The following is a 23,063-nucleotide window of genomic DNA, read 5'->3' as shown; positions in this document are numbered from 1 at the left end:
ACCCTAACCCAGCCGGGCGTAGCGGTGCCGGTGGTGCTCGACAAACCCGATTTTTGTATACATGGACACTGCCGCCTCGTTGGAGGCGCGTGTTTGCAAGTAGGCGCTGTCGGCGCCCTGTTCGTGGCCCCAAGCAAGAAGGCTCGCGGTCAGTTCGGTGCCGAGGCCTTGCCGGCGCCACCTGTGCGCTACCTCCACTGCTGAATAACCCAGCCACGCACGGCCATCCTCGGAGTTGGTCAACGTGGCGCGGGTCACGGCGACTGTTTCCCCGTCGATGATGAGGCGGGCGAAGGCGAGGTGGCCGTCGATGTCGTCCTTGACAGCGTCGAGGGCGGCGCGGGGCAGTTTCTGGCCCCGGAAACGGTACATGGAAAGCCAGGCTTGGTCAGGTGTGGGGTCGATGGCGAAGCGAGGTGAGAGCGTGTGGGAGATGTGGTCAAGGCTCTGGGTCATGACCAGGATTTCCTCGCCAAGTTCCCAGCCGCCTTGCTCCACCAACTTCAACGCCGGTTTGCCAATGCGCTCCGGAATCAAAAGTTGCACCGGTTGGTTAAAGCGCGCGTAAAAATTCTTCAGCCCCTCGAGGGGTACCGGCTCGAAACCCGCGCTGTGGCCCAGAGGTACCGCCGAGTTGGAGCGCTCGGCGATGTCGGAGCCGGTGCGCGCCAACCAGCCGTCGATAAGCGATTGCTCCTGCCCCGGGAAAGCTTTCGCGTACGCAGTCTCCACGGCGCGGATGTCGCTGTTGCGTACCGTGCGCGGTGAAAGCTTTTTCACAATGTGGACCTGGCGTACTTCGATGGCGTCCTTGAAGGAGGGCAATCCGCCAACTTCCTGCGGGCTGATCGTGAGCGGATCCAGCTTGATGACGTGGCCGAGTACATCACTGAAACGCTCACCGCGGCGCTGGCGCACCACCACGCGATCGCCCACCGCGATGTCGTCGGAGCGGAAAAACCTGTTCATCTAATGGCCGAACGGGTCTTCGTCAATACCCGGAGTCCATGTGTTGCCGGCCTCAGTCCACCCGTTTTTCTTAATCACGCGCTTTGCTTCACGTTTGTAGCGCCCAGTCAGCACATCTGTGTAGAGGAAACCATCAAGGTGGCCCACCTCGTGCTGCAGGCAACGTGCGAAGAAGCCTTCGCCTTCTATCTCGACCTCATTGCCGTTTTCGTCCAGGCCCGTCACTTTCGCCCAGTGTGCCCGTCCCGTCGGCCAGCTCTCCCCAGGCACCGACAAGCAGCCCTCGTCGTCTTCGCCGTCGTCGCGTGGCATCGTCTTTGGGATCTCGCTGGTTTCCAGCACTGGGTTGATCACGGTGCCGCGACGCATCACATCGCCGTCCGGGCAGTTGTAGACGAACAGACGCAGATCCACGCCAATCTGGTTGGCGGCCAGGCCCACACCGTACGCGGCGTCCATCGTTTCGTGCATGTCTGCGATCAGCTCCTGCAGTTCCGCCACAGGCTGGTCGACTTTCCGGGTGGGGTTGTGCAAAGCAGGGTCGCCGTGGATCACGATCGGTCGAATTGTCATGGCTAACATATTAGGCATGCTTGCCGACGACGATTTAGCCATCCTCGATTTCGAGGCTCGCGCCCCTCGTGGTGTCGGCGCCAAAGAGGAAGCTATCCGTCGGCACTTGGGTCTCAGTCCGGTGCGCTATTTCCAACGTCTCAATGTGCTTATCGACGACCCCCAAGCCCTCGCTGCCCGGCCCCAACTTGTTCGCCGCCTCCAGCGCATCCGGGACAAAGGCATGTAAGGGGCCTGTCGTTGCTTGTTTTGGCCCCACAATGAAATTAGAGTGACTGATATGAATAAAGATAACTCTGCACACCCTGATGACTACGAATACGTCGACGCCTACCCCGACGACGAGCCCGAGGAGTACCGCGGCTCCCATAGAGCTGAAGATACCGGGGTTGCCACCAAGGCTTCTTCCAGCGCCACTTCTGGAGCTATGCCGAAACGTGGCCTCGGCATGATCCTCATTGCCATCGCCGCCATCTTGCTCCTCTGGGGCATCTACGCACTGACCCAAGACAAAGGCGAGTCCACGGATGAATCCATCACACGCTCTCAGGCTTCTTCTGCGGCGCCCGAGTCCTCGCAAACGGCGCCCATGCCAGAGCAAGCCCAAGAGCCGCAACCGGACGCAGCCCAGCCCAACCCGGCTGAGGGCACTGAACAACTACCGGGCGAAGCCGCGCCCGCACCAGGGCTGAGCAGAGAAAACGCCAACGTCTTGGTGTTTAACAACTCGCCCATACCCGACCTGGCCAACCAAACCGCCGAGCAACTTTCCCGCGACTACATGGTGGGCAACCGCACCAACGACCCCGCCCGGATGAACTTGCCCGAGCAACAATTCGGCATCTTCCCCGAAACAGCCGTGTTTTTTGACCCGGCCGTCCCCGGCGCCGAGCAGATCGCAGCCGACATTGCTCAACGCGTCGGCGGACGACCCCTTTCCATTCACGACGTCCCGCCAGGGGCCGCGCTTCCCAACGAAGCTACCGCCAACGGAAACGCAGTCACCGTAGTTCTTGCCGGATAAGTAACCCAACACGGTTGTTGTCTAACGCACCGTGTGAACCAAACGCAAAACCTTGCGGGAACGAGCGAACTGGGGTTTTCACCCCAGTTCTTCTTTCCGCTTAGCCCGCCGCATCTTTACCCGCCGCATCTTTACCCGCCGCATCTTTGCCCGGCGCATCTTTGCCCGGCGCGGCCTCCAAGAACCGTCTAACCCAAGAACCGTCTAACCCAAGAATCTAAAAGCAGTATCAGCAGCTCTGGCCGGTAAGCTTTCACGCATGGATCCGTTCCGCGACTTCGCCCGCTCCCCGAAGCCCACGTTGGGCGTGGAATGGGAGATTTGCCTTGTTGACCCGACGACACGTGACCTCGTGCCGCGTGCCGCGGAGGTCATCGATGAGGTGGGGAGGCGTTTTCCTGGCGTTTCGTTGGAGAAGGAGTTTTTGCAAAACACCGTGGAGTTGGTCACACCGGTGTGCGAAAACACTCGCGAAGCGGTGAGGTATTTGCAAGATTCGCTGGACAAAGTGCGCGTCGTTGCGGAAGGCGAAGGGTTGAGATTGTGGGCGGGTGGTGGACACCCGTTTTCAGATTTCCGTGAGCAGCCGTTAAGCCCGAAGTTTACGTATCAGGAGATCATTAACCGGACTCAGTATTGGGGCCGGCAGATGTTGCTGTGGGGGATACACTGTCATGTCGGGGTTCGGCATGAGGATCGGGTGTGGCCGATTATTAATGCGGTGATGACGAAGTATCCGCATTTGTTGGCTGTCTCGGCGTCAAGTCCGGGGTGGGACGGCTTAGATACGGGATATGCGTCGAACCGGACGATGTTGTACCAGCAGTTGCCCACAGCGGGGATGCCATACCAATTCGGTTCGTGGGATGAGTGGGTGCAGTTTATGGTTGATCAGCGCACGTCGGGGGTGATTAATCACACTGGTTCAATGCATTTTGATGTTCGTCCGGCGGCGAAGTGGGGCACGGTTGAGGTGCGTATTTCGGATGCGACGTCGAACTTGCGAGAATTAGCCGCGGTCGTGGCGTTGACGCATTGTCTGGTGGTGCATTTCGATCGCATGATTGATGCAGGCGAAAAGCTGCCGTCGTTACAACCGTGGCATGTGGCAGAAAACAAATGGCGGGGGGCGCGTTATGGGCTTGAGGCTTTGGTTATTACATCGCGGGAGACAGACGAGCGTTGGGTAACGGAGGAGCTTGAGGAGCTAGTCGCCGTACTCCAACCTGTTGCCAAAGATATGGGCTGCGTGGATGAGCTCAATTTGGTGTTAGAAATCATGGAGCGTGGAGCGGGGTATAGCCGCATGCGCCGGCTCCATAGCGCAAATGGTGACTGGAAACCGGTGGTGGATGCCTCGTGCCAGGAACTTGTGGAGTGGACTGTGTAGCCTAATCCTGTTCGAGGCGCCGCGTTTGCAGTTGGCTGGGCCGCTGGTTGACGGACAGGACTGAGTCATCGCCGTAGAGCCCTTCGCGTCGGGCGATGCGGCCGAGACGTTGTGCGGTAACAGGGTTGGTCATCAAGGCGAAGATGACCAACAGGACAAGAACTCCGACGTCGCCGCGTTCATGGACGCCGAACTCGGGGTGGAAAACAACCCGGATGAGCGTTCCTATCACCATGAGCACCAAACCAGTGGTTTGGGGTTTGGTGATGGCATGCACCCGCGCCATGGTGGATTTAAAGCGCACTGATCCGACAGCGGCGGAAAAGACCATGAAAGCCCCGGGCAGGATGAAAACCAACGAGACGATGTCTGCGATGAGGTGGAAGTTCACAAGGAACCATCCCTTCTGCGGAAGCGGGCGATAGCAAGAGATGAGATGAAGCCCAAAAGGGCAATGACCATCATCATGTAAACGGCGGTCGTGTCAAGAGTCCAAGCGATATAGAGAGCGAGGGCGCATTGGAGGGAAGCGGTGAGGGCATCATTGCCAAGGACACGGTCCATGGAGTCGGGGCCGACGATGATCCGCCAGCTCAGGATGAAAAACCCGACGATGATAAAGATGGCGGCAATGGTGAGAAAGAATGTGTAGAGGTTCGGGTCCACGGTGGAGCTACCTCCTGCTTTCAAAAATGTCGATCATTTGGCGCTCCAGTCTGCGCACGTTGTCAATTTCGCGTTCTATGTCTTCTTCAGTATCCGCGTCGAGGACGTGGATCGTCCATTCGCGGTTGGCGATGTCGATGTCGGAGACCGAACCACCCGGCTGCAAATTGTAGGCGCAGGTCGCCAGGTAGAGGACAAACTCGTTAGCCACGCGCATGGGGACACGCAAAATGGCGTTGCGCGGCGGGTCAGCGGGCCGCAACGCGAGCCAGGAGACTTTGATGGAGGCGAGGATGAGGTCGCCGAGCCAGCACAAAATGAACAACACCAGGCGCGGGTAGTGAATTTTAGTGTCGCCAATCGGCAGTCGGGGCAGAGGCAAAACAACAACAACTGCGGTGGACAAAAGAAGACCCGCGATGAGGTTTCCCCAGGTGAGTTCTCCTTGGAGGAGGATCCACATGCAGGTCAACCAGAAAACGAACCAGGGGTGGAGGCGGTTGATGAGGCCTTGCATGACTAGCGCGCACCTCCTTCAGTGCGTTCGGTGCGGTTGGCGATGGCGTCGCGGGAGTTAGCGCCGGCGTGTGGGGCGGGGCGGTCAAGTCGTCGGGTCGGAGGGTCTTGGGGGGCGTCGCCAAGCACGGCTTTTCTGTAGATGGAACGGTCGCTGGTGGAGTCCGCGGCGCGGTCTGTCACCGCGGCCATGGGGCCTGCGAGCACCGTAATGGCGAGCGAGGCGGCAACTAGCGTGGCGGTGGAGGCAAACATGCCGAAAGGCATCCGTCCGACGTCGCCGCGTTCCTCGGCGGAAACCGTTTCTTTAACATCGGACAGGGCCGAAGGGCGCGCGATGACCACATCGCCTTCGGGGGCGTCGGCGCGGTCGCGCAAGAAGCCCTTCGACCACACAATCACCATCACGTACAAGGTGAGCAGCGAAGTCACGACCGCGCCGGCGATGAGCACCCACGACAACCACGAACCTTCATTGGCGCCAGCCTCAATGAGCATAATTTTGCCGAGGAAGCCGGAAAACGGCGGGATACCACCGAGGTTCAGCGCGGGAATCATGTAAAGCAGCGCGATCAAGGGGGCGGTGTAGAGCAAAGAGCCAAGACGGCGCAACTGGGAAGTACCCACCTGACGCTCAATCAGGCCCACGACCAAAAACAGAGATGTCTGCACCAAAACGTGGTGTACGGCATAAAAGATCGCGCCGGAAAGCCCTTGGACAGTGCCGAGGGCGACGCCGAAAAGCATATACCCAATATGGCTGACCAGGGTAAAAGACAGCAGGCGTTTGATGTCATTTTGGGCAAGGGCACCCATGATACCCACGATCATGGTGGCAAGAGCCACCCACATCAGCATGGTGTCGAGGGAGCCATCGGTAAACACGGTCGAGCGCATCCGGATGATGGAATAAATGCCTACCTTGGTCAAAAGGCCGGCGAAGACGGCAGTGACAAGGGAGGCGGCGGTGGGGTAGGAGTCGGGAAGCCAGGCGTCGAGAGGAAAGACCGCAGCTTTGATGCCAAAAGCGACAAGCAACGTGGCGAAGATCGCCGAGCGTGTGCCCTCCGGGATCGACTCCATGCGCATGCCTGCCTGAGCCATGTTGACCGTGCCCACAGAGGCATACACAGTGGCCAAAGCGAAAAGAAACACCAAGGAGGAAGCCATGGAAACCATCACGTAGGAAATACCGGAGCGCACCCGCGCCGGGGAAGCACCCAAGGTGAGCAGGATATAAGACGCCACCAGGAAAATTTCAAAGCCGACGTAGAGGTTAAACAGGTCACCGGCAAGAAAGGCGAGGTTGACCCCCATGGACAGCAGCATGTAGGTGGGCAGGAAAACGGCAACGGGATCATCGTCGTCGCCGTCGCGAAGCCCCTGCGAAATGCCGAACCACATGACGGCGAACAACACGATGGATGACACTAGCAACATGACCGTAGATAGACGGTCGGCGACCAGTGTGATGCCGATGGGTGCGTCCCAACCACCCATCTGGACTGTTTGGATACCGTAAATATCAGCAACGAGCAGCAGGGTGGCCGACATCGCTGCCATCGCCAACAGGGCGAAGAAGGCCACGGCACGTTGCAGTTGCAAGCGTTTGCCGGTCACGAGGATGAAAGCCGCGGCGATTGCGGGCAAAAGCACCGTCATCGGGATGAGGTTGTGGGCGTGCGGCAGCGCCCAGGCGGCCCATGCGGAGAACATGGTGGAGATCGTGTCAGTCACCCTTGGCCTCCTTCTTGGGGGTCCTCGAAGCTGCGGGACCCGAAATCGTCGCTGGCAGAGTTGGTGCGCCCGGTTTGCAGGTCGTCGGATGCGTCGTGGTCGGGCGCGGCCGACGGGGTGGTAGGGCGCGCCGCGATGGCCTTGTCTTCTTGGTCGAGGTCGATGACGTCGGCGGTGCGGTAACGGTACTGCCGGTAGGCCAAGGCCAGCATGAACGCGACCATTGCCATGGAGATCACGATGGCGGTCAGGATCATTCCTTGGGCGAGCGGGTCAGCGATTTTCTCGCCGTACAGCACGCTTTCGCGCCCCCGCACCGGCGGTGAGCCGGCTTGCCCGCCGGCCTGCAGGATGAGCAGGTTGGCGCCGTTGCCCATGAGCATCAGCCCGAGGATCATGCGCATCATCACCCGGTCGAGCACAAGGTAGACACCCGCGGCGATGAGCACGCCCGAGCCGATGAGCAAAAAGAGGTTGGCCTCCATTTACCTTCCGCTCCTTTCGCTTGTCGACGCCCCACCTGCTCCCGGTCCGGCGCTCGAACCCGATCCGGCGCTCGAACCCGGTCCGGCACTGGAACCCGGTCCGGCGCTCGAACCCGGCCCGGCACTCGAACCCGGCCCGGCGCCGGGCCCCCGCGGTACATGCGTCGAGATGGCGCTGACCGCGGCGGAGCCTGAGCGGGCGGCAGCTTCGCGCCGGGCCGCACGCTCGTGGCGGCGCCGCGTTTGTTCTTCGCGGCGCAAGCGGTTTTTCTTCTGCAGTTGGAGGGCGCGCTGCCGGGCGCGTTCCTTGCGGGTTTCCTCCTCGTGGTCGAGGTGGGCACCCATAGAGGTAAGAATATGCATGGTCAGGCCCACCACGATGAGGTAAACGCCGGCGTCGAAAGCCAACGCCGAGGTCACCGCCACCGTGCCGATGAGCGGCAGGACAGGTTCGATGAAACCAGTGGTCAGCGGCGGGTAGCCCCAAAGCATGGGGGTTAGCGCCACCACTGCGGAGAGGATGAGGCCACTGCCAAGCAGCTTCGCCGGGTCGATCGGCAAAGCCGCCTCAATTTCGCGGCGACCGCCAGCCAGGTAGCGCAAGGCCAGTGCCAGCCCAGCGACGAGCCCGCCGGCGAAGCCGCCACCCGGAGCGTTGTGGCCGCTGAAGAAGAAGTACAGCGACAACAGCAGCATCGCCGGAAAGAGCAGCCGGGTGGACACGTCGACCATGATTGAGCGGTTTTGTGCTGTTTCCGAATCGACGGTGGCGGCGTGCCAGCGTGGTTTGTCGGTAAGCAGCACTGGCCGGTGCGAGCGGCGGTCGAAGGAGCCAGTGCCGAAAATTAGGCTGGCCACGCCGGTGGCGGCGATGACCAAAACGGAGATCTCCCCCAGGGTGTCCATGGCGCGCAGGTCAACGAGCAACACATTGACGGTGTTAGCGCCATGGCCGATGTCGTAGGCCAGGTCCGGCATAGCGGTGGAAATAGGCTCGTCGACACGGGCGGAGATGGCAGTCATGGCGACGACGACCACGGAGACACCCGTGCCGATGGCCAACCACGCGCGCAGGCGGTTGTCGGTGTCGCGGGCTTCGATCTCGGTGGGCATCTTGCGCAGCACGAGCATGAATACAACCATGGAGATTGTCTCCACAAGCACCTGTGTCAAAGCCAGATCTGGGGCGCCGTGCAGGGAGAAGATCAGCGCCATGGAGTAGCCGGTCAGACCCACCATGATCACCGCCGAGAGGCGGTTGCGCTGCAGCGTGGCGGCCACGGCCATCAAAAGCATGAAGGCCACCACAACCCCTTGGATGGGGCTGTCCCACACGATCATCCGGATCGCATTGGATTGGCCCAGGACGAGGCTGGCCAGCGGCACAACCATGAGGACGAAGAAGATCATGCCCAAGTTGATAGTCAGGGAGCCGCGCTGGGTGGAGGCAGTCAAGCGCAAAGACCAGGTGCGAAGCCTTGCCAGCAGAGTGTCCCACACGGCGTCGGCGCTGCCGAGGGCCGGTGGGTCGAATTGGGCCTTGGCCACCACTTTGCGCTGCCAGAACATGATGGAGCCTAAGCCGACGACCACCGCAGTTAGCAGCAGGGGCAAAGTAAAGCCGTGCCACAGCGCTAGGTCTGCGCCTTCGACGGCGGAAAAACGCACGTTCAAGTAGTCGTTGAAAGCTGTTGACAGCGGTGCGGGATACATACCGAACGCGAGGGAGGCAGCGGTGAGAATGAAAGGAGAGATCCACAGTGTCGGGCCGATGGAGTCCATGTTGTCCACCGACTCAGAACTTAGTCCTTCGCCTTTGGTGGCGAAGGCGCCGTGCAGGAAGCGCAAAGAATAGGCAACGGTGAGGATGGAGCCTGTGAGTAAACCAACTAGCATCATCTTGCCGGGCATACCCACCAGTAGCTCCTCGTGGAGGACGGCGTCGAGGGCGGTTTCTTTGGCCACGAAACCGAACAGGGGAGGCAAACCAGCCATCGAGGCTGCCGAGACGACCGCGAGGAGGGTAACAAGGGGTTCGCGGCGCCCCAGGCCGGAGAGTTCCCGGATGTCGCGGGTGCCGGTGGAGTGGTCGATGGCGCCGACGATCATAAATAGTGTCGCCTTAAACATCGAGTGGGCGAAGGTCAAAGCGAGCCCCGCCATGGTTGCTTCGCGGGAGCCGACTCCCATGACTGCGGTTATGAAACCAAGTTGGGACACTGTGCCGTAGGCCAAGATGAGCTTGAGGTCGTGTTGTTTCAGGGCCATCCAACCGCCGAGCAGCATGGTGAAAATCCCGGTGGAGATGACCAGGATGTGCCAGGTGCTTACCTCCGCCATATCGGGTGCGAGGCGGGCGACTAGGTAGATGCCGGCTTTGACCATGGCGGCGGCGTGCAGGTAGGCCGAGACTGGGGTGGGGGCGGCCATCGCGCCGGGCAGCCAGAAGTGCAACGGTGCTTGGGCAGACTTGGACAGGGCGCCGAGCATGATGAGCACGATGGCTGTGGAGATAGCGGGGGTGGCGGCGATGTCGGCAAATTGGGGGATCTCGGACAGCCGCCAGATGCCGGTTTGGCGGCCAAGCAGGATGATGCCGACAAGCATGCTCAGACCGCCGAAGGTGGTGACCATGAGTGCTTGTGTGGCGGAGCGTCGCGCGGAGGCGCGTTCGCCATAGTAGGCGACCAGCATTTGGGACAGGACTGAGGTTAGTTCCCAGAACACGTACATGAGCAGGAAGTTGTCCGACAGGACAAGCCCGTACATGACCATGGTGAAGGCGGTTAGCTGCGCGCCGAAAATGGCCAGACGCCTCGGGTTGGAATCGAAGTAGCCCCAGCAGTAGAGCAGAACCAAGGCGCCGACACCTAAGATGATGAGGCTAAATAGCCCCGCCAGCGCGTCGAGCCGGAACTCTAAGTTGAGGTGGGCGCTGGGCATCCAGGCGTAGGAGGCGTAGATTTCGCCGCCGCCGCGGAACACCCCCTTATAAAACAGCCCGGCCATCCAGGCGAAACCGGCGAGGGGCACGGTGGCGAGCAGTGCAAAGGCGACTCGCCCGAGCAGGCGGATGAGGAAAGGGGCGGCGGCGGTTGCGGCGATTAGCGCTGCCAATAGTGTTAACACGTTGCGGGCCCTCCTTGTGCTCGTGGGTTTACGGCCTGCACGTCACTGAAGTCCCATGGGAGGGGGGACACACCGCATCAGCTCAAAGGCGCGTCATGCCGTGGCGCGACCATCACGCTGTTACTTTACAGATGCCGTTTGGCTTGTCGACGCCTCACCCGCCGTCTTAGTTGCCGTAGCGCTGTAGGAATAGGGTTTCTGCCACCGCGATACGCTCGATTTCGGTCGGGTCGACCGACTCGTCGACGCCGTGGATGCCGCATTGCGGCTCCTCCACGCCAAACAGTGCGATCTCGGCGTGCGGGAATGTCTCCTGCAGGGCACTGGTCAGCGGGATGGAGCCGCCGGATCCGACCACGGCAAGTTCTTCAGCGCCGTAGGCTTCGGTGAGGCACTCGCCGAGCATTTTGGTGGCCGGGCCTTCCGGGTCGGTGGAGAAGGGCTGGTTGATAGCGGCGAGCTCGACGTCGACTTTTGCACCCCACGGGGTGTGGGCAAGGATGTGTTCCTTCATTTTCTGGGCGACGTCCGCGGCGTCCATGCCGGCAGGCACACGCAAATTGAACTGGGCTTCAGCGCGAGGGTTGACGGCGTTGACGGCCTCGGCAACTGGGGTGGAGGTGAAACCGATCATGGTTACGGCGGGGCGTGCCCAGACCATGTCGGCGGGTTCGTCGTCGACGGTGCCGAGCAGTTGCACACCGGCGAGCACTCCGGCGTCCTCGCGGAAGTCCTCGCGGGAGTAGGCATCGCCCTCCCATTTGTGCTGGGCGTTGACTCCTTCGATACAGGTGCGGCCGTGCTCGTCGAAAAGCGAATCGGCGATGCGCACCAGGGCGTGAGCGGCGTCTGGGGCGGCGCCACCAAAGCCACCGGAGTGGATCGCGCCCTTGAGGGTTTCCACGGTGACTTTGATTTGGGCACCGCCGCGCAGGGAGGTGGTCAAAGTGGGAACACCCACGGCGACGTTGCCGGAGTCAGCGATCAAGATGGCGTCGGCGCTAAACAGCTCCGGTTCAGCCTCAATGAGTCGGACCAGGCCGTCGAGCCCGCCGAGTTCTTCTGAACCTTCCACCACAACTTTTAACCCCAGGTCGGTGCCGCCGTTTTCTTCCAGCAGGCGTAGCGCCTCCAGGTGCATGGCCAGGTTGCCCTTGCAGTCGGCGGCGCCGCGGCCGTACCAGCGGCCGTTGCGTTCAGTCAGGGTGAAGGGGTCACTGGTCCAGGCGGTGTGGTCGCCGGCGGGTACGACGTCGTAGTGGGAGTAGAGAAGCACAGTGGGGGCATCACCGACCGGCGCCTTAGTGGCGATGATGGTGTCGGCATCGTCCACGGTCGGGTGGCGGGTCACAGACAGGCCCAGTTTTTCCAGGGCGGCAACGGTCCAGGCGCAGGCAGCCTCGTGCTCGTCGGCAAGCTGCGGCGTTGAGTGCGGCGAGTTGAAGGACACGAGGGCCGACAGGTCCGCGAAAATGCGGTCGCGCTGGGGTTTTAGGGTGTGAGGGGTCGTTGCGGTGTCTTGTGCAGTCATGAAGTCGAACGTACCACCGGGTTCAGGCGGGCCGTTGGCGCCTGGTGGGGTGGTGCCTCGTGCAGCGAAAATGACCGTTGGCAGGCTTGGGCGCTGAGGTGAGAAGGCTGTGCTACCTGGCTTCTCGTCGCCGTGGCTTCGTTGGTGGGCGGTGGTGGGCTGGTTCGGCGGGAAGTGAGTCCTCGGAGGCTTCGTTGCACTCGGGGGCCGAGAGTGCTAAAAATGGTTCCTAGTACTCGCTAGCACTCGTAGTGCTTGAGTGCTAAAACGTGAATACTTTAAGCGGGTGAGGCTGACGCCACTCATCAGCCGTGCCGTCGCGGGCGCCTGCTTAGCCGCTGACGACCGCCCTGGCCAAACCGGGGCGGTGGAGTGTCGTCGCTCGATGAAAACTCTCACTAGCTAAGAGGAGCAACAAACTCACATGGCAAAGATGATCGCATTCGACGAGGAAGCACGCCGTAGCCTTGAAAACGGCCTGAACACCCTCGCCGACGCAGTGAAGGTCACCCTCGGCCCGAAGGGTCGCAACGTCGTTTTGGAGAAGTCCTGGGGCGCGCCCACCATCACCAATGACGGCGTGACCATCGCCAAAGAGATCGACCTTGAAGATCCCTACGAGAAGATCGGCGCCGAGCTGGTCAAGGAAGTGGCCAAAAAGACTGACGATGTCGCCGGTGACGGCACCACCACCGCCACCGTCTTGGCCCAGGCACTGGTTCGTGAGGGCCTGCGCAACGTGGCAGCCGGTTCTAACCCCATGGGCATCAAGCGCGGCATCCAGGCCGCGACCGAGAAAGTCTCCGAAAACCTGCTCAAGACCGCCAAAGAGGTCGAAACCCAGGAGCAGATCGCATCGACCGCTGGCATTTCCGCCTCCGACCCGGAGATTGGCAAGAAGATCGCCGAGGCAATGTACGCGGTGGGCAACGGTGCCGTAAACAAGGAATCCGTCATCACCGTGGAGGAGTCCAACACCTTCGGCGTTGACCTTGAGGTCACCGAAGGTATGCGCTTTGACAAGGGGTTCATCTCTGCCTACTTCGCCACCGACATGGAACGCGGCGAGGCAGTGCTGGAAGATCCGTACATCCTCCTGGTTTCCTCCAAGATCTCCAACGTCAAAGAGCTCGTTCCGGTCCTCGAGCAGGTCATGCAGTCCGGCAAGCCGCTGCTGATCATCGCTGAGGACGTCGAGGGCGAGGCCCTGTCCACCCTCGTTGTGAACAAGATCCGCGGCACCTTCAAGTCGGTAGCTGTCAAGGCGCCGGGCTTCGGTGATCGTCGCAAAGCAATGCTGCAGGATCTAGCGATCCTCACCGGCGGCCAGGTCATCTCCGAGGAGGTTGGCTTGTCCCTTGAAACCGCTGGTGTTGAGCTGCTCGGCCAGGCCCGCAAGGTTGTGGTGACCAAGGACGAGACGACTATCGTTCAAGGTGCCGGCGACCAGGCGCAAATCGACGGCCGAGTCAAGCAGATTCGTGCTGAGATCGAGAACTCCGACTCCGACTACGATCGCGAGAAACTGCAGGAACGCCTGGCCAAGCTAGCCGGCGGTGTGGCAGTGATCAAAGTTGGTGCGGCCACCGAGGTTGAGCTCAAGGAGCAGAAGCTGCGCATCGAAGATGCTGTGCGCAACGCCAAGGCTGCTGTGGAGGAGGGTATCGTCGCTGGCGGTGGCGTTGCTTTGCTGCAGGCCGCCAAGGAGCTTGAGGGCGATCTTGGCCTGACGGGCGATGAGGCGACCGGTGTGAAGATCGTGCGCGAGGCGCTTTCGGCTCCGCTGAAGCAGATTGCCTTCAACGCTGGCCTGGAACCGGGCGTTGTCGCCGACAAGGTGGCGAACCTCCCGGACGGTCAGGGACTTAATGCCGCGACCGGCGAGTATGTCGACATGATGGCGGCAGGTATCAACGACCCGGCGAAGGTGACCCGTTCTGCACTGCAAAACGCTGCGTCCATTGCTGCGCTGTTCCTCACCACCGAGGCTGTCGTGGCTGACAAGCCGGAGCCTGCAGGTGCCGGTGCCGCGGGCATGGACCCGGACGCCATGGGCATGATGTAAGGCGCAAAAACGCCGCTATAGAAAAAGGGAGCGCGCACCCGGTTGCAACTGGATGCGCGCCCTTACTTTTTCTTCTGTGGGTCTAACTCAGGTGTTGGCGCAGCCACTCGCGCTGGACGGCGCTTGTCTCTAGCACGGTGTTGGAGTGGGTGATGTCCGCAACCTCCTGGTAGTCCACGTTGATGTTTTTGCCTTCCCAGGCCTTAATCACGGCCTTTAAAGACTCACGGTTGATTGTGGTGTCTTTGTCCCCGGCAAGAATAAAGATCGGCCCTTGCGGAGCCATCAGCTCAAGGCGCTGCTGGTCTAGCATGTCCTGCATTGGTTTCGTGTTGGCTTTGGAGATGAAAAGCTCCCCTCCTGAGGTGTCGGCCACTGCGTCGCGCATCTCGCGGAGGGTGAGCTGTTCTGCTTTGCCGACTAGCGCGTGGCCTTGCTCGCTTAAAAACTCGTCGCCGTCGACTCCCTCGAAGGCGTTGAGGGCGCCAGCGATAACCATGGGGAAAAAGCGCACGGACGTGCCTTTGAGCATGCGTGCCACATCCACGGGGCGAACCCCCATGCGGCGCAAGTTTTTGTTAACCAGCTCGGTATCGCCCGGGGCGAGAGCTACCGTGGCGAGCATTCCAGGCGCTGGGTTATCCGCGGCAGCTAAAGCCGCGTAGCCGCCCTGGCTGAACCCGACATTGATCCACGTCTCCCCGGCGTCGAGGTAGTCGCGGGTAGCTACGACGAGCTGATTGATCGACGCGGCAAGAGAAGCCTTGTGCATGTAGGTGGCGCGGACTTCCTCGACGCCTAAGCCCTCGTAGTCAGGTTGGGTGACAATGTATCCTTCATCCACCCAGCTCTGCAGGTATTGCGTCCACGGGATGATGTAGTGCTCGAGAGAATCGCCTTTGGTGTGTAAGGAGGGGGCACTGTTGGTGGACAGTCCCGTGGTGCCGTGGGCCCAGCTTAGGATCGGGCGATCGGCGCGCTGCTCGGCGGGTAGCGTGACGAGCCCGCTCATTGTGACGGGGCCGCGCGCCCCGCTAGCCGTGTAGCGCACGCGGTAGGTTTTTGCCCCCGTTGGGGCGGCGGGGACTTCCTCGTTGGCAACTTCAGTCCATTCACTCTGCGTAGTCATGCGTCTCCTTGGTGGCCCATCGGGTTGGGGCCCTTGGGGGGTTGTTTGCGTCCACTCTAGTGTGAGGGTCGGTGTGCTTTGCGCATGCGTGCACTGGTTGCTTTTGTGGAGATTGGTCGTGGGAGAGGATCGTGGGCGGGAAAGATACACCAGTGCGTCACCCCCAAATTGGGGCAATGGGAAAATGGTGGGATATGGAGGGGGAGAGCGAGACAATCGCGGCGTGTTTGAGGGGTGTTACACCGCTCGTGCGGTGTTTACCTGCAATTAATGCAAACAGTTGAATAAGCGCAGTTGAGGGCGATGATAAAAATCTCGTGAACCGTTCTTGCTTTCATCGAAGCAACAATCTCAGCACGGTTGGTTTTGAAGAAATATCGCGCGGACGGTTGACGGAACCGTTCGGTGTGGCAAGATGTCTCCCGTGACGCTCCGCAGTGGGTGTCAGAAGCTGTCAAGAAAGCCAGACATTCTCTGGCACCTAATCTCTCTAAAGGGGAAACACATGGATTTTGCTACCATCGCGACCCAGCTCGGTGACTTCGGCAAGTTCGCCGGCGCCTTCGTCGACTTCATGCAGAACATTGCCAAGGCTGTGCAGACCATCGCCGGCTGGACCGCAGCCGACAACAAGACCGTTGAGAACACCACCAATATCTTCGGCGGCGGTTCCTCCTCCGCTGCCGGCAAGTAAGTTCTTCCACCTTCCCCCTTCGAAAGGCTCAAATAATGGATCTGTCTACCAACAGCACCGCTACCGCTACCGCTACTCCGACCACCACCCCCGCTTCCTTCGATAGTGTTGCAAAGGGCTGGGTTGACCTGTCCTCCGGTGACACCATCACCGGCCAGCTTCTTAACTTTGTTAAGGCCATTGCAACGCTGGCTCGCAACCTCAGCGACATCCTCTCCGTGATCAACAAGTACATCTAAGGTTTCGCGGGCCGAAGCCCGCTAAGCCTTGCTTTGTGCGGAGCACCTCAATCGACCCCCGCTTGCTGGGAGGTCGATTTTTTATTTTTGGGGTGCTGTGGCGCAAGATAGCGCAAAATGGCGCTAGACCGGGTGATAGAACCGGGTGATAGAACCGGGTGATAGAACAAGGCGCGACCACGCTCAGGATTCGACCAGTTACCTGGCTTCGGCCATGTCGCCCTACCCTCTGCGTCTCAGGTGTTGACCATCGAGTTTTGTACTGGCTCATCCTATGGCCCACCTGTTTCGATCTGCGCTTTTGAAGCGTGCTGTGCAGTAAGGTTGCCCAAAGAAGGGCCTGTGTAACAGCCCGTTGGTTCGCAGGGCGCAACACCGCCTCGCCGGTTAGAATGATAGGTATGTCTGAGCACAAAGATGACGAGATGCCGATGATCGACCTCGCCCAGGTGGAAGGGTATTGGGTGGACGATTCGGACGAGGATGATCCGGTTCTTCTCAAGGCCGACGGCACTCCGATCGAGACGTGGCGGGAGAACTACCCCTACGACGAACGCATGAGCCGCGAAGATTATGAGAAGATCAAGCGCGCGCTGCAAATCGAGTTGTTGAAGTGGCAAAATTGGACGAAAGATACTGGCCAGCGGCACATGATTATCTTCGAGGGCCGCGACGCCGCCGGCAAAGGGGGCACAATTAAGCGTTTCAATGAGCACCTCAACCCCCGCGGTGCCCGCACTATTGCCCTCGAGAAACCCTCCCCACGCGAGTCCACGTCCTGGTACTTCCAGCGCTACATTCAGCACTTCCCCTCTGCTGGTGAGATCGTGTTCTTCGACCGCTCCTGGTACAACCGTTCTGGTGTTGAACGTGTTATGGGTTTTTGCACTGAGTCCCAACACGCTGAGTTTCTGCGCGAAGTTCCCATGCTGGAGAATATGATCCTCGGGTCTGGGATTTCGCTGACGAAGTTTTGGTTCTCGGTGACGCAGAAAGAACAGCGCACCCGCTTCGCTATTCGCCAGGTCGACCCGGTGCGCCAGTGGAAACTTTCGCCGATGGATTTAGCCTCGCTGGATAAGTGGGACGATTACACGCGCGCTAAGGAAGAACAGTTCAGGTACACGGATACCGATGAGTCCCCGTGGATCACCATCAAATCGAATGACAAGAAGCGCGCCCGCATCAACGCGATGCGCTACATTTTGAGCAAGTTCGAGTACACCAATAAGGACCATGACGTTGTCGGTGAACCTGACCCGCTGATAGTCAAGCGTGGCCGAGATCAGATCGGCGACTAAGTGCTCGTTATTTCTGAGCTTCGCGGCGATGTTGCGCTTGTAACAATAAATCGTCATAACAAGCGCAACGCGATCAGTGTGGAGGTGGCGCGCGCACTTGTCGACGCGCTAGAGGCGCTGCCCTCGCAGGTTCGTGCCGTAGTGCTTACCGGCGCGGGGTCTTCCTTCTCCGCAGGTGCAGACCTGGGGGAGGACAAAATTGCGGGCAATTTCTTTGCTGAGTTTTTCAAGCTCACGGACGCTTTAAGGCGCTACCCGGCGCCGGTGATCGCCCATATTAACGGCCCCGCAATCGGGGCGGGAATGATGCTCAGCATGGCCTGTGACCTGCGCACCATTGCTCCCGCGGCCCTGTTTCGTATTCCGCTCGTGGACATGGCGATCGGCGTCGACGAATGGACAGTGTCAACTTTGTCTGATTTGGTTGGGGGTTCGCGCGCCCGCCAGCTTCTTTATACAGGTGCTGCGTCGGAAGCTGAGACGATGATTGAGGCGGGTTACGGTCTTTCCGCCGCGCATCTCGATGAGGCTCTTTCTTTGGCCAGCTCCCTCGCTGCCAAGGCGCCGCTGACTATGCGCAGCATGAAGACCCAGTTTGAACGTGAGCTTTTCGACGCTCCCGCTCGACGCAACGCCATGATGGCAGCGTTTGAATCCCAGGATGTCTCCGAGGCCGCCCGGGCGCGCGCAGAAAAGCGCCCCCCGACTTTCCGGGGCCTGTAAGTTTCACGGCAACCTCACTGCGCCACCATTTTAAAAAGGGTGGTTTTCCGGCCGGTGCTTTCAGCCTACCCGCGAGCTAGTTGGTGGTTGCGCGCTGAAAAATTGTTGGTGCCTGCTTCAGAAAGGTTCGATGGGGTTGCCTTGCCAGAGTGTGTTGTCGGGGACGTCGTCGCCGCGCATCAGCAGCGAACCAGGTAGGACGGTAGCGCCGCGTCCGATGACGGAGGCCGGCAGTGCCACCGAGTGGGCGGCGAGTGTCGCGCCGGCTTCGATGGTGACGGTGTCCAGGCTCATCACGCGGTCTTGGAACAGGTGTGTTTGCACGACCGTGCCCGGGCCGACGGTGGCGCCGTCGCCGACGAAACACAAATCAGTTTCGGGGAACCAGTAGGAGTCGATCCAGGCGCCTTTGCCCACTTTCACACCGAGTAAGCGCAGCGCAATGTTCATCTCGCCGGTGCCGTAGGCGTGGGTGAAAAACCAAGGCGCAGCCACCATTTCGACGAATTGGTCCTGAAGTTCGTTGAGCCACACGAACCAGCTATAGAGCGGGTGTTCGCCGGGCACATGCTTGCCAACACAGAGCCATTTGGCGGTGGCGGTTAGCACGAGCGCTAAAACCGCGGTGGCTATGTAGAGCAGCCCGCCGAGCGCGAACGCCCACCAGCCCCATGCAACTAAGGCGGTGTGCGCGCCGATCAGGAATACGGCCGTGATCATCGCATTGGCCATTGGCGCGAGCAAACGCATCGTCTCAATCAAACCGCGCTTGCGTTTAACGCTTGCCGACGGCCGATAGGTGAGATCTTCCCCTCCTGCGGTTTCCACCTCGACGCGGCGCATCCGCTCCGGGGGAGAACCCCACCAGTTGGAGCCAGCCTTCGACTTCTTCGGCGTGGAGGACAACACCGCCACTAAGGAGTTCTTCGCCAGCTTGCGTCCTGGCACCGTAATTCCGGAGTTGCCCACGAAGGAGCGTTTACCCACGGTTGTCTCCCCGGTGCGCATCCAGCCGTGGCCCAGTTCGTAGGTGCCTACCAGTGTGTCGTCGGCAAGAAAAGCTCCATCTTTGACGGTGGTGAGGCTAGGCACCATCACGGCGGTGGAAATCTCCACGTCCCGGCCGACCGTAGCACCCAAAGAGCGCATCCACAGCGGGGTCAGCGCGCCAGCGTAGATCGGAAAGAGACGTGTGCGGGCATCGTCAAGCAAGCGCGTGATGGCCCACAGCTTCCATCCCCTAGCGGAGCGCACCGGGGCTACGCCCGGGCGTACACCGGGTGAAAGCGCGCGAACGAACAACCACGTCAGGGCCATGGAAACACCGAGGTAGACCACACCGCCGACCGGGGCGAACAACACTGCGGCCAAGGCTGGGGTGGCGCCGCTGAAAGAGATGAGGCCAAGGACACTGAGCGCGCCTGCAGCCGCCGCCACGACCGGCAGGGTGGACATCAGCACAGAGGTCAGGCCGTAGACCCACACCCACCGGCGCCGCCGCGGGGGCCGCTGATCAGGGAAGCGGTTTTTTGACCGTCCCACCTTGCGCGCCGGTGAGCCTGCCCACCGGGAGTTCTTCTTCACGGGCTTTAAGCCGGTAACGGTCGAACCGGCCTCAATGTGTGCGAAGGAGTGGATGACCGTGCCGGGCATGAGGGTAGAGCGGGCGCCGATGCGGGCTTCTTTTTCTATGGTGACGGTTCCTACGTGCAAGACGTCGCCGTCGAGCCAGTAGCCGGACATGTCCACCTCCGGCTCCACGGCGGCGCCGCTGCCGAGGGTGAGCAGGCCTGTGGTGGGTGGCAGGGAGTGAAGGTCTACATCGCGGCCCACCTTGGCCCCGAGGAGGCGGGCGAAGTATGCGACCCATGTCGAGCCGGACAGGTTCATTGCCCCCGAGGCGTGAACCCAGCGCTCGGCGGCCCACAACCTGAGGTGGGTGGTGCCGCCGCGAGGGTAGTCCCCGGCAACGATTCGGCCGCGGATGAGCCGCGCCCCGAGCGCGCCGATGTGCAGCCGTCCCAGCGGGGTACACAGCACGACGAAAAGGGCAGCCAGCGTCGACCACCTTAATTGGACTAAACCCAAGGCGTTGGCCAAAATAGCCCACCACGTGAGGTAGGTGGCGGCGTGCAGGGTTAACACGGGGATTTGAATAAGTGTTTGCGCTACGCGGGTGCCCGCACCGACGGCAGTGACCTCGCGCTCACGGGTAGTTACCGGTGTGGTGGCGGCAAGCGAGTCGATGAACTCAGCGAGCATTTCTAAACGCGGGTGGTCGTAGAGGTCGCGCACTGCGATGGTGGGTACGCGCTCGCGCAGCTTCGCTATGAGCGAGGCCGCTGCCAGCGAGGAACCGCCGAGATCGAAGAAGTCGGCGTTGCGCGACTCCACCGGCATGCCCAAAATATCTAGCCACACTCCCGCCAGCCACGCCTCGGTGGGGGTTGTGCCCTCGACTTCCGCGGTGGCGGGCAAAGGCCACGGCAATGCGTTTTTGTCTACTTTGCCGGAGGTGCGGATGGGCAGCTCCTCCATCACGTGCAGTCGCGGCACGAGGGCGGCTGGCATGACTTCGGCAAGTCGCTGGCGGGCGGCAGAAACGTCCCAGGGTTCGTCCGGGTTGTCGAGGGAGACGTAGCCAACCAAAACTTTGTCGCCGCCGCCGGTGGTTTGCACCGCCACAGCAGAGTTGTAGACCCCGTCAAGGGCAGCCACGTTGGCCTCGACTTCGCCGAGTTCGATGCGCCGCCCGCCGATTTTGACTTGGTCATCGGTGCGGCCGATAAACGCCAGACCTGTGTCGGTGACACGCACGTTGTCGCCCGTGCGGTAGGCGCGTTCCCAGTCACCCAAGGAGGCGTATTTTTCGGCGTCCTTGTCTGGGTCGAGGTAGCGGGCGAGACCGACGCCGCCGATGACCAACTCGCCGCCTTCACCGGGTTGATTTTCCAGTACTGTCAGGTCCCAGCCGTCGAGAGCCCAGCCGATGGTGACAGGTTCGCCGGGGTGCAGCCGCGCCGCGGAGGCAACGACGGTGGCCTCGGTTGGGCCGTAGGTGTTCCACATTTCGCGCTCTGGGGTAGCTAGGCGGTCGACGAGTTCCTGTGAGCAGGCTTCGCCGCCGACAATGAGCAGGCGTATATTATCCAGGGCTTCGGCGGGCCAGAGGCCGGCGAGGGTGGGCACGGTGGACACGACGGAAATGTCGCGACGGATCAGCCAGGGGCCTAAGTCCTGGCCGGAGCGCACGATCGAACGTGGCGCGGGCACGAGGCACCCGCCGTGCGCCCAGGCGAGCCACATCTCCTCGCAGGAGGCGTCGAAGGCGACGGAGAGTCCGGCGAGAACGCGGTCGTCGGGGCCTAACGGGTTGTCTTGGCAAAATAGGCGGGCCTCTGCGTCGACGAAGGCGGCGGCGCTGCGGTGGGTGACAGCTACTCCTTTCGGGGTGCCGGTCGAGCCGGAGGTGAAGATGATCCAGCAGTCGTCGTCGAGCGTGGGCTGCTTTGTGTCGCCGCCGCGGCCGGTGGTCAGGGGGCGGAAGCCTTCGTCTGTAAAGATGCCGTCGATGCGGGCTTGGCCAAAGACGATCTCGGCGCGTTCGTCCGGGTCGTCGGCGTCGACGGGCACGTAGGCGCAACCGGCCCAGAGAGTGCCCAAGATGGCGATGTAGAGCTCGCGGTTGCCGGAGGTCATGCGGATGCCGATACGGTCGCCGCGGCGGATGCCCTCGCGGTGGAGCTGGTCTGCTACCTCGTTGACTCGTTCGATGAGTTCCGAATAAGTGATGATGTCGCCGTCGTCGATGGCGGCGGCGTCGGGGTAGCGGGAGGCGGTCTTGGTGAGAACGTCGATAAGCGTGCGCGGAGGTGGAGCGAGGTGGCTGCGCCGCAGCCTATCGTTGTGGTTCATGGCTCACAGATTAATCCTCATTAGTGGGAAGGCAAAAAGGTTGGTGGAACTCCAGTAATTGCGGGCGTCTTACTCGCTGTCCTGCACAACCGCCTTGGACAGCTTCTTGAGGCTCTTGAGCTGCTTTTGCGAGCTGGCATCGAGGGCCCGCTCCTCCGCCTCGCCCACCTTGATGGCCAAATCTGCCTGGGCCTTGGTGCCCTTCTTTGTGGGCGTGACAATCTGCCGACGTCGATCCTTCGGGTCGCGGTCGCGCGTTACCCACCCGTGGTTTTCTAGCGAATCGATCAGGCGCACCATGTCGGAGGCGTCGATCGCTAAAAGCGACGAAAGCTGGGTCTGTGAAAAAGGCTTTTCCGCAACGCACGTAAGGATCCAAAACTCGCGCATGGTGGTTTTTGCCGCCGCAAGGGTGCGCTCGACCTCGTCTTTCGTATGGCGCCGAACGCGCTCGATTTGAAAGGAGGGCGACTTGGTCAACGCAGAGGGCAGGTCGGGGGTGTTGGGCATGTTTCCACGCTAGCGCGGTTGGTTGGTGCTGTAAAACGGTTTGCCTGGCCAATTAATTCTCCCCCCGTTGGCGCGGCTTAACTGGTGGGCAGTCCCGCGTCGAGCCAGGCGCCGGTGCCGCCTTCGACGTTGATAATGCGTTCGGGGTCCCAGCCGAGCGCGTTTTCTAAGTACTCGCAGGCTTGTGTGGAGCGTCCGCCAGACTGGCAGATTAGGTAAATGTCGCGCTGCTGGTCGATTTCCTGGTGGCGAGTGGTGAGCTCGCTGAGGGGAATGTTGACTGCGTTTTTCGCGTGGATAATGCTGAACTCATCGGGTTCGCGGACGTCGATGAGCTGGGCGTCGGAGGGAACTTCGGTGGTTTTAATTGGCTTCATGCGGCCAATCCTACTCGCGTGTTGCTGTGCAAAGGTGATAAAAAAGGTTAAAGTTGCAATTGAGACTTTAGTTTTCGGCTCTTTCGGGAG

At 61.0% G+C, this 23,063-nt stretch carries 21 protein-coding genes; 8 read left to right on the top strand and 13 right to left on the bottom strand.

The features are described from left to right. Positions 1-3: 3 nt before the first annotated feature. Together VLL26_RS07235 and VLL26_RS07230 are read right to left on the bottom strand one after the other, a co-directional pair. Entirely contained in the window at positions 4-969 is a 966-nt protein-coding gene (locus VLL26_RS07235; protein WP_342318447.1) for an N-acetylglutamate synthase, CG3035 family, read from the bottom strand. After that, positions 970-1,542, bottom strand: coding sequence for a peptide deformylase (locus VLL26_RS07230; RefSeq protein WP_342318446.1), 573 nt, complete (start codon positions 1,540-1,542; stop codon positions 970-972). On the opposite strand from VLL26_RS07230, the gene VLL26_RS07225 reads away from it, so the two are divergent. From VLL26_RS07225 to VLL26_RS07215, 3 genes are all read left to right on the top strand, one after another. Then, positions 1,541-1,771 (top strand): DUF3263 domain-containing protein, encoded by a 231-nt coding sequence (locus tag VLL26_RS07225; protein ID WP_342318445.1) that lies wholly within the window; start codon positions 1,541-1,543, stop codon positions 1,769-1,771. The genes VLL26_RS07230 and VLL26_RS07225 overlap by 2 nt on opposite strands. A gap of 51 nt (positions 1,772-1,822) precedes the next feature. Continuing rightward, a complete protein-coding gene (locus VLL26_RS07220) occupies positions 1,823-2,566 on the top strand; it encodes a hypothetical protein (protein WP_342318444.1) in 744 nt (247 codons plus the stop codon). 259 nt (positions 2,567-2,825) lie between these two features. Continuing rightward, positions 2,826-3,956 (top strand): glutamate--cysteine ligase, encoded by a 1,131-nt coding sequence (locus VLL26_RS07215; protein WP_342318443.1) that lies wholly within the window; start codon positions 2,826-2,828, stop codon positions 3,954-3,956. A 1-nt stretch (position 3,957) separates the two neighbouring features. On the opposite strand, the gene VLL26_RS07210 is transcribed toward VLL26_RS07215, so the two are convergent. From VLL26_RS07210 to VLL26_RS07180, 7 genes are all read right to left on the bottom strand, one after another. Beyond that, on the bottom strand, positions 3,958-4,347 hold the full coding sequence (locus VLL26_RS07210; protein WP_342318442.1) for a monovalent cation/H(+) antiporter subunit G: 390 nt from the start codon (positions 4,345-4,347) through the stop codon (positions 3,958-3,960). Continuing rightward, positions 4,344-4,622, bottom strand: coding sequence for a monovalent cation/H+ antiporter complex subunit F (locus VLL26_RS07205; RefSeq protein WP_342318441.1), 279 nt, complete (start codon positions 4,620-4,622; stop codon positions 4,344-4,346). Before VLL26_RS07205 ends, VLL26_RS07210 begins: the two co-directional genes overlap by 4 nt. A gap of 7 nt (positions 4,623-4,629) precedes the next feature. Next, on the bottom strand, positions 4,630-5,139 hold the full coding sequence (locus VLL26_RS07200) for a Na+/H+ antiporter subunit E (RefSeq protein ID WP_342318440.1): 510 nt from the start codon (positions 5,137-5,139) through the stop codon (positions 4,630-4,632). Positions 5,140-5,141: 2 nt separating this feature from the next. Further along, a complete protein-coding gene (locus VLL26_RS07195) occupies positions 5,142-6,854 on the bottom strand; it encodes a Na+/H+ antiporter subunit D (RefSeq protein ID WP_342320176.1) in 1,713 nt (570 codons plus the stop codon). Positions 6,855-6,871: 17 nt separating this feature from the next. Next, on the bottom strand, positions 6,872-7,360 hold the full coding sequence (locus tag VLL26_RS07190; RefSeq protein WP_342318439.1) for a Na(+)/H(+) antiporter subunit C: 489 nt from the start codon (positions 7,358-7,360) through the stop codon (positions 6,872-6,874). Beyond that, positions 7,361-10,489 (bottom strand): Na+/H+ antiporter subunit A, encoded by a 3,129-nt coding sequence (locus VLL26_RS07185; protein ID WP_342318438.1) that lies wholly within the window; start codon positions 10,487-10,489, stop codon positions 7,361-7,363. It lies immediately after the preceding gene. Between the two features lie 166 nt (positions 10,490-10,655). Continuing rightward, complete coding sequence (locus VLL26_RS07180; protein WP_342318437.1) at positions 10,656-12,020, bottom strand: dipeptidase; 1,365 nt, start codon at positions 12,018-12,020, stop codon at positions 10,656-10,658. Positions 12,021-12,444: 424 nt separating this feature from the next. Here VLL26_RS07180 and groL point away from each other — a divergent pair, with 424 nt between their 5' ends. Then, entirely contained in the window at positions 12,445-14,085 is a 1,641-nt protein-coding gene (groL, locus tag VLL26_RS07175) for a chaperonin GroEL (RefSeq protein WP_342318436.1), read from the top strand. 82 nt (positions 14,086-14,167) lie between these two features. Here groL and VLL26_RS07170 read toward each other — a convergent pair whose 3' ends face one another. Further along, positions 14,168-15,214 carry an alpha/beta hydrolase family protein gene (locus VLL26_RS07170; protein ID WP_342318435.1) on the bottom strand — a complete coding sequence of 349 codons (1,047 nt, stop codon included), beginning with the start codon at positions 15,212-15,214 and terminating at the stop codon, positions 14,168-14,170. A gap of 505 nt (positions 15,215-15,719) precedes the next feature. On the opposite strand from VLL26_RS07170, the gene VLL26_RS07165 reads away from it, so the two are divergent. From VLL26_RS07165 to VLL26_RS07150, 4 genes are all read left to right on the top strand, one after another. Next, positions 15,720-15,908 (top strand): PorH family porin, encoded by a 189-nt coding sequence (locus VLL26_RS07165; RefSeq protein WP_342318434.1) that lies wholly within the window; start codon positions 15,720-15,722, stop codon positions 15,906-15,908. Positions 15,909-15,943: 35 nt separating this feature from the next. Further along, positions 15,944-16,147 carry a hypothetical protein gene (locus tag VLL26_RS07160; protein WP_342318433.1) on the top strand — a complete coding sequence of 68 codons (204 nt, stop codon included), beginning with the start codon at positions 15,944-15,946 and terminating at the stop codon, positions 16,145-16,147. Positions 16,148-16,548: 401 nt separating this feature from the next. Continuing rightward, on the top strand, positions 16,549-17,448 hold the full coding sequence (gene ppk2 / locus VLL26_RS07155) for a polyphosphate kinase 2 (RefSeq protein ID WP_342318432.1): 900 nt from the start codon (positions 16,549-16,551) through the stop codon (positions 17,446-17,448). After that, positions 17,449-18,171, top strand: coding sequence for an enoyl-CoA hydratase-related protein (locus VLL26_RS07150; RefSeq protein ID WP_342318431.1), 723 nt, complete (start codon positions 17,449-17,451; stop codon positions 18,169-18,171). Positions 18,172-18,288: 117 nt separating this feature from the next. Here VLL26_RS07150 and VLL26_RS07145 read toward each other — a convergent pair whose 3' ends face one another. The 3 genes from VLL26_RS07145 to VLL26_RS07135 form a co-directional block, all read right to left on the bottom strand. After that, positions 18,289-22,086 (bottom strand): Pls/PosA family non-ribosomal peptide synthetase, encoded by a 3,798-nt coding sequence (locus VLL26_RS07145; RefSeq protein ID WP_342318430.1) that lies wholly within the window; start codon positions 22,084-22,086, stop codon positions 18,289-18,291. A 69-nt stretch (positions 22,087-22,155) separates the two neighbouring features. After that, a complete protein-coding gene (locus VLL26_RS07140) occupies positions 22,156-22,596 on the bottom strand; it encodes a MarR family winged helix-turn-helix transcriptional regulator (protein WP_342318429.1) in 441 nt (146 codons plus the stop codon). Between the two features lie 77 nt (positions 22,597-22,673). After that, positions 22,674-22,973, bottom strand: coding sequence for a rhodanese-like domain-containing protein (locus tag VLL26_RS07135; RefSeq protein ID WP_342318428.1), 300 nt, complete (start codon positions 22,971-22,973; stop codon positions 22,674-22,676). Between the last annotated feature and the right edge of the window lie 90 nt (positions 22,974-23,063).

It is taken from the genome of Corynebacterium sp. BD556 (assembly GCF_038452275.1).
GTDB classification, from domain to species: domain Bacteria; phylum Actinomycetota; class Actinomycetes; order Mycobacteriales; family Mycobacteriaceae; genus Corynebacterium; species Corynebacterium mayonis.
This window is presented reverse-complemented; position numbering and strand designations above follow the sequence as displayed.